Source organism: Streptomyces sp. NPDC005262, assembly GCF_042872425.1.
Lineage (GTDB): Bacteria > Actinomycetota > Actinomycetes > Streptomycetales > Streptomycetaceae > Streptomyces.
In genome coordinates this window covers 151,224-162,939 of record NZ_JBIAKK010000002.1, presented here as the reverse complement: position 1 = coordinate 162,939, position 11,716 = coordinate 151,224, and the positions used below count along the sequence as shown (strand labels likewise).

The following is an 11,716-nucleotide window of genomic DNA, read 5'->3' as shown; positions in this document are numbered from 1 at the left end:
TGGTTATGGGGTTCTCGATCGCCCTGATCGTCTTCAGCCTGCTGCTGATGCTGCTGGTGCTGATGCACAAGGGAAAGGGCGGCGGCCTCTCCGACATGTTCGGTGGCGGTATGCAGTCGTCCGTCGGTGGCTCGTCGGTCGCCGAGCGAAACCTCGACCGGATCACCGTGGTGGTCGGTCTGGGATGGTTCGCGTGCATTATTGTGCTTGGTCTGCTGATGAAGCTGGACAACTGACCCGTCGTCCGCGATTCCCGGTGAGGGTGTAACTCCTTTCACTGGACGCGCGTTGGGCCTTACGTAGACTGGGGCATCTTCGAGCACCATCACGCAGGGAGTTACGACCGTGGCAAGTGGCAACGCGATCCGGGGAAGCCGGGTCGGAGCGGGGCCGATGGGGGAGGCCGAGCGGGGCGAGTCCGCGCCGCGCCTCCGCATCTCCTTCTGGTGCTCGAACGGGCACGAGACGCAGCCGAGCTTCGCCAGTGACGCGCAGACACCGGAGACTTGGGACTGCCCGCGCTGCGGTTTCCCGGCCGGACAGGACCGGGACAACCCGCCGGACCCGCCGCGCACCGAACCGTACAAGACGCACCTCGCGTATGTACGCGAGCGGCGCAGCGATGCGGACGGCGAGGCCATCCTCGCCGAGGCCCTCGCAAAACTCCGGGGCGAAATCTAAGAGTTGTTCACCGGCCGGTCACCCCCAGGGTGCCCGGCCGGAGTGCATTTGTCGGCGCCGCAGCTCTCTGTCGCCTCGTCCACCCCTCTGATCAATTAAGTTGGAGGGGCAGCGGGGCATGTGCAGGCACGAGAAGAAGTGGGCTGATATCCGGGATGAACGCACAAAGCCGAACCAAGCTCAATCAGACGCCCGAATGGACTGCTCTCGGCAAGCACCGTGAGCAGCTCGGCCAGACCCATCTGCGGCAGCTGTTCGCGGATGATCCCGAGCGCGGCACCGGATACACCCTCCGGGTCGGCGATCTGTATCTCGACTACTCCAAGCACCTGGTCACCGACGAGACGCTCCGGCTGCTGCGCGAGCTCGCCGACGCCACCGATGTCGCCGGGCTGCGGGATGCCATGTTCCGTGGCGAGAAGATCAACACCACCGAGGACCGCGCCGTCCTGCACACCGCGCTGCGCGCCCCGCGCGACGCGGTGATCGAGGTCGACGGCGAGAACGTGGTGCCTGCCGTGCACGCCGTGCTCGACAAGATGGCGGCTTTCTCCGACCGCATCAGGTCGGGGGAGTGGACCGGTCACACGGGCAAGCGGATCAAGAACGTCGTCAACATCGGCATCGGCGGCTCCGACCTCGGTCCCGCCATGGCGTACGAGGTGCTGCGCTCCTTCACGGACCGCTCGCTCACCGTCCGCTTCGTGTCCAACGTCGACGGCGCCGACCTGCACGAGGCCGTCCGTGACCTCGACCCGGCAGAGACGCTCTTCATCATCGCGTCGAAGACGTTCACCACGATCGAGACCATCACCAACGCCACCTCCGCCCGCAACTGGCTGCTGACCGGACTGCGCGCCGACCAGGACGCCGTCGCGAAGCACTTCGTGGCACTGTCGACGAACGCCGAGAAGGTCGCGGAGTTCGGCATCGACACCGCCAACATGTTCGAGTTCTGGGACTGGGTCGGCGGCCGCTACTCGTACGACTCGGCCATCGGCCTCTCGCTGATGATCGCCATCGGCCCGGACCGGTTCCGCGAGATGCTCGACGGCTTCCACCTCGTCGACGAACACTTCCGCACCGCTCCGCCGGAGGCCAACGCCCCGCTGCTGCTCGGCCTGTTGGGTGTCTGGTACGGCGAGTTCTTCGATGCCCAGTCGCACGCCGTGCTGCCGTACAGCCACTATCTGTCCAAGTTCACCGCCTACTTGCAGCAGCTGGACATGGAGTCCAACGGCAAGTCCGTGGACCGGGACGGCCATCCGGTCGAGTGGCAGACCGGGCCGGTCGTCTGGGGCACGCCCGGCACCAACGGGCAGCACGCCTACTACCAGCTGATCCACCAGGGCACCAAGATCATCCCGGCCGACTTCATCGGCTTCGCCGAGCCGGTCGCCGACCTGCTGCCCGGGCTGGTTGCCCAGCACGATCTGCTGATGGCCAACTTCTTCGCCCAGACCCAGGCGCTCGCCTTCGGCAAGACGCCGGACGAGGTCCGTGCGGAGGGCGTGGCCGAGGAGCTCGTGCCGCACAAGACGTTCCGGGGGAATCACCCCACGACCACGATCCTGGCCGACCGGCTGACGCCGTCCGTCCTCGGCCAGCTGATCGCGCTGTACGAGCACAAGGTCTTCGTCCAGGGTGCCGTCTGGAACATCGACTCGTTCGACCAGTGGGGTGTCGAGCTCGGCAAGGTCCTCGCCAAGAAGATCGAACCGGTGCTGACCGGGACGGCGGCATCGGCCGCGGCGGGGGGCGAGCAGCTGGACAGTTCGACCGCCGCGCTGGTCGCCGTGTACCGCACGCGCAGGGGTCGCTGAGGCGGACGACCCCGGGGGAGAGGGCGGGCGGCCCCGGCCGCCGAACAGCACGCCGGGCCCGAGCGCCGTCGGCCGGTGGTGGCCGGGAGGCCGCTGACCGTGGCCGTCCCGGGCGCGGCGTGTGCCGTCCTCTTCCCCGTGGGTGGCTCGTACGGCGGCCGCGGCCCCCAAGGGGGGCACCGGCTTCGCCTGCGAGGCCTTACCAGGGCTGCTGGAGACCTTTTCCAAGGCGGCGCCGCGCCGACCGCCCGACCAGGTCAGCCGTGCGTCGTGTCGATGACGCAGAAGCGGTTGCCCTCGGTGTCCGCGAGCACCACGAAGTCCGGGTCCTGCGGATACAGCTGCCAGTCGACCCGGGCCGCCCCGAGCGTGAGCAGCCGCTGCACCTCGGCGTCCTGCTCCTCGGTGTACAGATCCAGATGGACCCGGGGGACCTCCTGCACGGGGGTCTCGCTCAGCCCCAGGGCCAGCCCGACGCCCTGCCCGTCGGCCGGCATCAGCACCACCCAGTCGTCCGTCGCCGGCTCACGCTCCACATGACCGAGCGCCGCCGTCCAGAAGTCGGCCGCCCGGCGGACGTCCGTCGCACCCATCACCACGGTTCCGATACGCACCATGGGCGGAGCCTTTCACGGCGAAGGCCCGGTCCGCCCCTGGGAGCGGACCGGGCCCGACGTACAGCGGTGCTGACGACCGCTTAGGGAGAGGCCGGCGGATACAGTGCGCGCGGCAGCCGGGAGGCCGCCGCAGCGTCCAGCAGCCACAGAGTGCGGCTGCGTCCGTACGCGCCCGCCGCCGGTGCCTGGATCTCCCCGGCGCCCGACAGCGCGATCTCCGCGGCCTCCGCCTTGTCCTCGCCGGCCGCGAGCAGCCACACCTCGCGCGCCGCCCGGATCGCGGGCAGCGTGAGCGAGACCCGGGTGGGCGGCGGCTTGGGAGCGCCGTGCACACCGACGACGGTGCGCTCGGTCTCCCGTACCGCGGGCAGCTCCGGGAAGAGCGACGCGACATGCGTGTCCGGGCCCACGCCCAGCATCAGCACATCGAACGTCGGCACCGGGCCGTGGTCCTCCGGACGGGCCGCGGCGGCCAGTTCGTCGGCGTACGCGGCCGCGGCGGCGTCGGCGTCGTTGCCCCAGGGGCCGTCCGACGCGGGCATCGCATGGACCAGTGACGGGTCCAGCGGCACCGAGTCCAGCAGAGCCTGGCGGGCCTGCGTGACATTGCGCTCCGGATCGCCCTCCGGCAGGAACCGCTCGTCGCCCCACCACAGTTCGAGCCGCGACCAGTCGATCGCGTCCCGGGCGGGCGCCTCGGCGAGAGCGGCCAGCAGACCGTTGCCGTTGCGTCCGCCGGTGAGTACCACCGAGGCGTGACCGCGCGCGGCCTGGGCGTCCACGATCTTCGTGATCAGCCGGGCCGCGGCGGCCTGCGCCATCAGCTCCTTGTCGCGGTGCACGACAAGCTGAGGGGCACTCACTTCGCTGCCGCCTTCTTCGCCGCAGTCTTCTTCGCGGCTGCCGGTGCGGCGGCCGAGGCGGGCTGCTCCGGCTCGCCGGGCTTCGGCTCCGCCGTGCCGCCGAGCCGGTCCACGCCGAACTTGACCGCGGACGCGTAGATGACGTCCGGGTCGAGACGCCGCAGTTCCTCGGCGAGCAGTTCGGCGGTGTCCCGTCGCTTGAGCGCCACCGCGCGGTCAGGCTGACCCTCCATGCAGAGCGTGGCCAGCGAACCGTCGGGCCGGTCCAGGACGATGGTGCCGCCCTTGGTCTGCATCCGTACGGCCGTCAGACCGGGACCCTGGGAGTGCGTGCGCTCCACCGGCACGCCCAGCCGGTCCGCGAGCCACATGGCGAGCAGCTCACAGCTCGGGTTCTCGGACTCGCCCTCGACCGTCGCCGAGACGACTTCGGCGGGCTTCTGGTCGAGTGCGGCCGCGAGCATCGAGCGCCACGGCGTGATGCGGGTCCAGGACAGATCGGTGTCGCCCGGGGTGTACGACTTGGCGCGCACTGCCAGTTCGGCGCTCGGGTGCTCCGCCGAATACGCGTCCGTGATCCGGCGCTGGGCGAGTGCGCCCAGCGGATCGTTGGCCGGGTCCTCGGGCGCGCCCTCGGGCCACCACACCACGACCGGGGCGTCCGGCAGCAGCAGTGGCAGGACCACCGACTGGGCGTGGTTGGCAAGTTCACCGTGCAGTCGCAGCACGATGGTCTCGCCGGAGCCCGAGTCGGAACCGACCCGCACCTCGGCGTCGAGCCGTGCGTCGCGCCGGCTGCGCGGCGAGCGGCTGACCCGCTTGATCACCGCGATGATGCGCGAGGGGTGCTCGCGCGAGGAGTCGCCGGCCGACTTCAGGGCGTCGTACGCGTTCTCCTCGTCGGTGACGACCACCAGGGTCAGCACCATGCCGACGGCCGGGGAGCCGGCGGCGCGCCGGGCCGACACCAGCGCCTGGTTGATCTTGCTGGAAGTGGTTTCCGTGAGATCGATCTTCATGGCCGACGCCAGCTCCGTCCGTCTCGTGCGAGCATCTCGTCCGCCTCGGCCGGACCCCAGGTGCCCGCCGCGTACTGCGCGGGCTTGCCGTGCTTGTCCCAGTACTCCTCGATCGGGTCGAGGATGTTCCAGGAGAGTTCGACCTCCTGGTGGCGGGGGAAGAGGTTGGCGTCACCGAGCAGCACATCGAGAATGAGCCGCTCGTACGCCTCCGGGCTGGACTCCGTGAAGGACTCGCCGTAGGCGAAGTCCATCGTGACGTCCCGGACCTCCATCGAGGTGCCGGGGACCTTGGAGCCGAAGCGCACGGTGATGCCCTCGTCCGGCTGCACCCGGATGACCAGGGCGTTGCCGCCCAGCTCCTCCGTCGCACCGGACTCGAAGGGCAGGTACGGCGCGCGCTTGAAGACGACCGCGATCTCGGTGACCCGGCGGCCGAGCCGCTTTCCGGTCCGCAGGTAGAACGGCACGCCCGCCCAGCGGCGGTTGTTGATCGTCAGTTTGATCGCGGCATAGGTGTCGGTCTTCGACTTGGGGTCGATACCGTCCTCCTCGAGGTAGCCGAGCACTTCCTCGCCGCCCTGCCACGCGTGCGCGTACTGTCCGCGCACGGTGTGCTTGCCCAGGTCCGCCGGCAGCTCCACCGCCGTGAGCACCTTGAGCTTCTCGGTCACCAGGGCCTTCGGGTGGAAGGAGCCGGGCTCCTCCATCGCCGTCAGCGCCAGCAGCTGGAGCAGGTGGTTCTGGATGACGTCACGGGCTGCCCCGATGCCGTCGTAGTAGCCGGCCCGGCCGCCGATGCCGATGTCCTCGGCCATCGTGATCTGGACATGGTCGACGTACGACCGGTTCCAGATCGGCTCGAACATCGTGTTGGCGAAGCGCAGCGCCAGGATGTTCTGGACCGTCTCCTTGCCCAGGTAGTGGTCGATCCGGAAGACCTCGTTGGGCGGGAACACATCGTGCACGAGCTGGTTGAGCTCCTGCGCGCTGGCGAGATCGTGGCCGAAGGGCTTCTCGATGACAGCGCGTCGCCAGGAACCCTCCTTCTGCTCCGCCAGCCCGTGCTTCTTGAGCTGCTGGACGACCTTGGGGAAGAACTTCGGCGGCACGGACAGGTAGAAGGCGAAGTTGCCGCCCGTGCCCTGTTCCTTGTCGAGCTCCTGGATGGTGGCCTTGAGCGTCTCGAAGGCGTCGTCGTCGTCGAAGTTGCCCTGGACGAAGCGCATCCCCTGGATGAGCTGCTGCCAGACCTCCTCCCGGAACGGCGTACGCGCGTGCTGCTTGACGGCGTCGTGGACCTCCTGCGCGAAGTCCTCGTCGTGCCACTCACGGCGTGCGAAGCCGATGAGCGAGAAGCCCGGCGGCAGCAGGCCGCGGTTGGCCAGGTCGTAGATGGCGGGCATCAGCTTTTTACGGGACAAATCGCCCGTGACGCCAAAGATGACCAGGCCCGACGGCCCCGCGATACGCGGGAGCCGGCGGTCCTGGGCGTCACGGAGCGGGTTGGCTCCGGGAACACCAGACAAAGTGGTCAGCCCTCCGAAGGGGCGAGGCGCTTGAGCTCCGCCTCGGTGGAGTTGAGCAGATCGATCCACGACGCCTCGAACTTCTCGACGCCCTCGTCCTCGAGGAGCTGCACGACGTCGTCGTAGGAGATCCCGAGCTTCTCGACGGCGTCGAGTTCGGCCCGCGCCTGGGCGTAGGTGCCGGCGATCGTGTTGCCGGTGACCTCCCCGTGGTCGGCCGTGGCGTTCAGGGTGGCCTCGGGCATGGTGTTCACCGTGCCGGGGGCGACCAGGTCGACGACGTACAGCGTGTCCTTGTACGCGGGGTCCTTCACGCCGGTGGAGGCCCACAGCGGACGCTGCCTGTTGGCCTGCACCTTGTCCAGGGCGGCCCAGCGGTCGGAGGAGAAGACCTCCTCGTACGCCTGGTAGGCCAGCCGGGCGTTGGCGAGTGCCGACTTGCCCTTCAGCGCCTTGGCCTCGTCGGTGCCCACCGCGTCGAGCCGCTTGTCGATCTCGGTGTCCACGCGGGACACGAAGAACGAGGCCACCGAGTGGATCTTGGAGAGGTCCAGGCCCGAGGCCTTCGCCTTCTCCAGGCCCGCCAGGTAGGCGTCCATGACCTCGCGGTAGCGCTCCAGCGAGAAGATCAGCGTGACGTTGACACTGATGCCCTTGCCGATGACCTCGGTGATGGCCGGCAGGCCGGCCTTCGTCGCCGGGATCTTGATAAGCGTGTTCGGCCGGTCCACCAGCCAGGCCAGCTGCTTGGCCTCGGCGATCGTGGCGTCGGTGTGGTGGGCCAGCCGCGGGTCGACCTCGATGGAGACCCGGCCGTCCTGGCCGTCCGTGGCGTCGAAGACCGGCCGCAGGATGTCGGCTGCGTCCCGGACGTCCGCCGTCGTGATCATGCGGATGGCCTCGTCGACGGTGACCTTGCGGGTCGCGAGGTCGGTGAGCTGCTGCTCGTAACCGTCGCCGTGCGAGATGGCCTTCTGGAAGATCGACGGGTTGGTGGTGACGCCCACGACGTGCTGCTGGTCGATCAGTTCGGCGAGGTTGCCGGACGTGATCCGCTTGCGCGACAGGTCATCGAGCCAGATCGCCACGCCCTCGTCGGAGAGGCGCTTGAGTGCGTCTGTCATGAGAATTGCATCTCCTACTAGTCGTATAACGGCGTCAGCGCGTGACGTCGGCGAGAGATTCCCGTGCTGCGGCGGCCACGTGCTCGCCGGTGAAGCCGAACTCGCGGAAGAGGACCTTGGCGTCGGCCGAGGCACCGAAGTGCTCCAGCGACACGATCCGGCCGGCGTCGCCGACGTACCGGTACCAGGTCAGGCCGATGCCCGCCTCGACGGCGACACGGGCCTTCACGGACGGCGGCAGAACGCTGTCCTTGTACGCCTGGTCCTGCTCCTCGAACCACTCGACGGACGGCATCGACACGACCCGGGTCGGGATGCCGGCTGCCTGCAGCTCCTCGCGCGCCTCGACGGCGAGGTGCACCTCGGAACCGGTGCCGATCAGGAGGACCTGCGGCTCCACGCTCTGCCCGTCGGTCCCTTCGGAGTCGAAGAGCACGTAGCCGCCCTTGGCCGCGTCCTCGTTCGCCTCGTAGGTCGGCACGCCCTGGCGGGTCAGCGCCAGACCGTGCGGGGCGCCCTTGCCGAACACCTTGGTGTAGCGGCGCAGGATCTCGCGCCAGACGATGGAGGTCTCGTTGGCGTCGGCCGGGCGGACGATGTTCAGGCCCGGGATGGCGCGCAGCGAGGCCAGGTGCTCCACCGGCTGGTGGGTCGGGCCGTCCTCGCCGAGACCGATCGAGTCGTGCGTCCACACGTACGTCACCGGCAGGTGCATCAGCGCGGACAGACGCACGGCGTTGCGCATGTAGTCGGAGAACACCAGGAAGGTGCCGCCGTAGATGCGGGTGTTGCCGTGCAGCGCGATGCCGTTCATGGCCCCGGCCATGGCGTGCTCGCGGATACCGAAGTGGATCGTTCGGCCGTACGGATCCGCGCCCGGCAGCGGGTTGCCCACCGGGAGGAACGACGACGTCTTGTCGATCGTGGTGTTGTTCGAGCCGGCGAGGTCGGCGGAGCCGCCCCACAGCTCGGGGATGATCTCGCCGAGCGCCTGGAGCACCTTGCCGGAGGCGGCGCGGGTGGCGATCGCCTTGCCCGGCTCGAAGACCGGAAGCTTGTCCTCCCAGCCCGCGGGCAGTTCGCCCGCCGAGATCCGGTCGAACTCGGCGGCGCGCTCCGGGTTGGCGGTGCGCCACGCGGCGAACGCCTTCTCCCACTCGGCCTTGGCCTCGCGGCCGCGGTCCAGCGCCTCACGGGTGTGCGAGATGACCTCGTCGGAGACCTCGAAGGACTTCTCCGGGTCGAAGCCCAGGACCTTCTTGGTCGCGGCGACCTCGTCGTCGCCGAGCGCCGAGCCGTGCGAGGCCTCGGTGTTCTGGGCGTGCGGAGCCGGCCAGGCGATGATCGAGCGGGCCGCGATGAACGACGGACGCCCGGTCTCGGCCTTGGCCGCCTGCAGCGCGTTGTACAGACCGACCGGGTCCAGGTCGCCGTTGGGCAGCTGGGCGACGCGCTGGACGTGCCAGCCGTACGCCTCGTACCGCTTCAGGGTGTCCTCGGAGACCGCGGTCTCCGTGTCGCCCTCGATGGAGATGTGGTTGTCGTCCCAGAGCAGGACCAGGTTGCCGAGCTTCTGGTGTCCGGCCAGCGAGGACGCCTCCGCGGAGATGCCCTCCTGCAGGCAGCCGTCACCTGCGATGGCCCAGATCATGTGGTCGAACGGGGAGGTGCCGGGGGCCGCCTCCGGGTCGAACAGACCGCGCTCGTAGCGGGCGGCCATCGCCATGCCCACGGCGTTGGCGACACCCTGGCCCAGCGGGCCGGTCGTCGTCTCGACACCGGTGGTGTGGCCGTACTCCGGGTGCCCGGGGGTCTTCGAACCCCAGGTGCGGAACGCCTTGAGGTCATCGAGCTCCAGGCCGTACCCGGCCAGGTAGAGCTGGATGTACAGGGTCAGGCTGGTGTGGCCGGCCGAGAGCACGAACCGGTCGCGGCCCGTCCAGTCCGCGTCGGCGGGGTCGTGCCGCATCACCTTCTGGAAAAGGGTGTACGCGGCGGGAGCCAGGCTCATAGCCGTACCCGGGTGGCCGTTTCCGACCTTCTGTACGGCGTCGGCGGCAAGGACGCGGACAGTGTCCACGGCCCGCTGGTCCAATTCGGTCCACTGGAGGTCTGTGGTGGTCGGCTTGGTGCTCACCCTGAGTCAGGGCTCCTCTCCACTGTTGTAAACCGGTGACTGTGACCGCACCGGACATTGTCGAGCCTACCCCCGACAGAAGCCGCAATTTCCGGGTGCTTTCCAGGGTGCAGGCGACCCGCGAAGTTCGCCTCCCGTATGAGCGGGAGGGCTCACTTCTGCGCTACTCCGATGAGCGCGACCGGCCACTTCTGCGCTACTCCGATGAGCGTCACTCCTTACTTATGCGCCTCTCCTGCGCGGCGCATCCGCACCGCCTCCTGCACAGCACTTCTGTGCCACTCCAACACGACCCCACCCCCGCGAAGAACGGCCTGTCCCCAACGTCTACAGTGGTCTGGTTCGCGCAAGTCTTCACTGGGCCTTCATGCCCGGAGCTTGCTGGGATTTCTCTGTCAGGGGTGTGCGTGACGGCCGTCGAGTCCCGACCCGCAGGGGTCGCCTTGACTCCGAGCCCAGGGGGCCATCGCCCGTTCGGGGCCCGTGTCAAGGCATTCGTGGCGCTGACCAAGCCGCGGATCATCGAGCTGTTGCTTATCACCACTGTTCCGGTGATGTTCCTGGCCGCTCAAGGTGTGCCCGACCTGTGGCTCGTTCTCACCACCACCATCGGCGGATATCTTTCCGCGGGCGGTGCCAATGCGCTCAACATGTACATCGACCGCGACATCGACGCGTTGATGGACCGTACGTCGCAGCGCCCACTGGTGACGGGCATGGTGAGCCCGCGCGAGTGCCTGGCCTTCGGTATCGCCCTCGCGGTGATCTCGACGGTCTGGTTCGGGCTGCTGGTCAACTGGCTGTCGGCGGCGCTGTCGCTCGGTGCCCTGCTCTTCTACGTCGTCGTCTACACGATGTTGTTGAAGCGCCGCACCGCGCAGAACATCGTCTGGGGCGGCATCGCGGGCTGCATGCCGGTCCTCATCGGCTGGTCCGCCGTCACCAACTCGCTGTCGTGGGCCGCCGTCATCCTCTTCGCCGTCATCTTCTTCTGGACGCCGCCGCACTACTGGCCGCTGTCGATGAAGGTGAAGGACGACTACGCCCGGGTCGGCGTTCCGATGCTTCCGGTCATTGCCTCCAACCGGGTGGTCGCCCGCCAGATCGTCATCTACAGCTGGGTGATGGTGGCCGTCTCGCTGCTGCTGACCCCGCTCGGCTACACCGGGTGGTTCTACACCTCGGTGGCGCTGCTGACCGGTGGGTTCTGGCTCTGGGAGGCACACGGCCTGCAGAACCGGGCCAAGGCCGGCGTGTCCGGTGCCAAGCTCAAGGAGATGCGACTGTTCCACTGGTCGATCACCTATGTTTCGCTGTTGTTCGTCGCCGTCGCGGTGGATCCCTTCCTGCGGTGACACCGCTTCTGCTCCTGCCGACGGGCGGGTGACGTGGCCCATGCCACGTCACCCGCCCGTCGCCAGTTGATCTACCCGTCGGTAGCATCCGTTGCATGGCAGAGACGGCAGAAACCCAGCAGGTAGACGACAGCAAGCAGGCCGCCCGCGCGGAGCGCAGGGCAGCCAGGCTCGCCAAGCAGATCGGCGCCTTCGCCAAGGCGCACGGCGGCGCCGAGGGGCAGCTTGCGTACATCGGGCAGATGGGCACCCGCATCGTCCTGGTCGGCGGGGACGGCGGCTGGGGCGACCTCGTCGCACCGTCGTACGCGGTCGCCGAGAGTGCCACCGCGAAGGCCGGGATCACGATGCACGAGTCCTTCGACGGCGAGTTCGCCGCCAAGGTCCGCACCGGCCCCTACGAGTGGACGCGGATGGCCGGGATCCAGGTCGGCGGCCCGTCCAACAAAAAGGCCTGACCGGACGCCCGGGCGGCACCCGACGGAGTGCGGGGCGCACCCCGGTGGAGCAGGAGCAACACCTGACACCGGGTTCACCCGTTAGGACGTGTACACACACGTCGTCGCAG

11 protein-coding genes are annotated in these 11,716 nt (G+C 68.8%); 5 read left to right on the top strand and 6 right to left on the bottom strand.

The genetic code is table 11. The features are described from left to right. The first annotated feature begins 5 nt into the window (after positions 1-5). From secG to pgi, 3 genes are all read left to right on the top strand, one after another. Positions 6-236 carry a preprotein translocase subunit SecG gene (secG, locus tag ACFYP5_RS05930; protein ID WP_030919783.1) on the top strand — a complete coding sequence of 77 codons (231 nt, stop codon included), beginning with the start codon at positions 6-8 and terminating at the stop codon, positions 234-236. 109 nt (positions 237-345) lie between these two features. Next, on the top strand, positions 346-681 hold the full coding sequence (locus ACFYP5_RS05925; RefSeq protein WP_078852825.1) for an RNA polymerase-binding protein RbpA: 336 nt from the start codon (positions 346-348) through the stop codon (positions 679-681). A 155-nt stretch (positions 682-836) separates the two neighbouring features. Next, on the top strand, positions 837-2,504 hold the full coding sequence (pgi, locus tag ACFYP5_RS05920) for a glucose-6-phosphate isomerase (RefSeq protein WP_389031167.1): 1,668 nt from the start codon (positions 837-839) through the stop codon (positions 2,502-2,504). Between the two features lie 257 nt (positions 2,505-2,761). On the opposite strand, the gene ACFYP5_RS05915 is transcribed toward pgi, so the two are convergent. The 6 genes from ACFYP5_RS05915 to tkt all read right to left on the bottom strand — a co-directional run bounded on the left by ACFYP5_RS05915 (position 2,762) and on the right by tkt (position 9,793). Next, the gene (locus ACFYP5_RS05915; RefSeq protein ID WP_389031165.1) at positions 2,762-3,121 is read right to left on the bottom strand and encodes a VOC family protein; all 360 of its coding nucleotides are present in this window, start codon (positions 3,119-3,121) and stop codon (positions 2,762-2,764) included. Positions 3,122-3,201: 80 nt separating this feature from the next. After that, positions 3,202-3,984, bottom strand: a complete 783-nt coding sequence (gene pgl, locus ACFYP5_RS05910; RefSeq protein ID WP_389031162.1) for a 6-phosphogluconolactonase — start codon at positions 3,982-3,984, stop codon at positions 3,202-3,204. Next, on the bottom strand, positions 3,981-5,003 hold the full coding sequence (gene opcA, locus ACFYP5_RS05905; protein WP_389031159.1) for a glucose-6-phosphate dehydrogenase assembly protein OpcA: 1,023 nt from the start codon (positions 5,001-5,003) through the stop codon (positions 3,981-3,983). The genes pgl and opcA overlap by 4 nt, the downstream gene beginning before the upstream one ends. After that, positions 5,000-6,532, bottom strand: a complete 1,533-nt coding sequence (gene zwf / locus ACFYP5_RS05900; protein ID WP_389031156.1) for a glucose-6-phosphate dehydrogenase — start codon at positions 6,530-6,532, stop codon at positions 5,000-5,002. The genes opcA and zwf overlap by 4 nt, the downstream gene beginning before the upstream one ends. 5 nt (positions 6,533-6,537) lie before the next feature. Continuing rightward, the gene (gene tal / locus ACFYP5_RS05895) at positions 6,538-7,656 is read right to left on the bottom strand and encodes a transaldolase (protein ID WP_389031153.1); all 1,119 of its coding nucleotides are present in this window, start codon (positions 7,654-7,656) and stop codon (positions 6,538-6,540) included. Between the two features lie 34 nt (positions 7,657-7,690). Further along, on the bottom strand, positions 7,691-9,793 hold the full coding sequence (gene tkt, locus ACFYP5_RS05890) for a transketolase (protein ID WP_389031150.1): 2,103 nt from the start codon (positions 9,791-9,793) through the stop codon (positions 7,691-7,693). Between the two features lie 401 nt (positions 9,794-10,194). Here tkt and ACFYP5_RS05885 point away from each other — a divergent pair, with 401 nt between their 5' ends. Both ACFYP5_RS05885 and ACFYP5_RS05880 read left to right on the top strand, forming a co-directional pair. Then, positions 10,195-11,148 carry a heme o synthase gene (locus tag ACFYP5_RS05885; RefSeq protein ID WP_389031147.1) on the top strand — a complete coding sequence of 318 codons (954 nt, stop codon included), beginning with the start codon at positions 10,195-10,197 and terminating at the stop codon, positions 11,146-11,148. A 95-nt stretch (positions 11,149-11,243) separates the two neighbouring features. Then, a complete protein-coding gene (locus tag ACFYP5_RS05880; protein WP_389031144.1) occupies positions 11,244-11,606 on the top strand; it encodes a hypothetical protein in 363 nt (120 codons plus the stop codon). Positions 11,607-11,716: the final 110 nt, after the last annotated feature.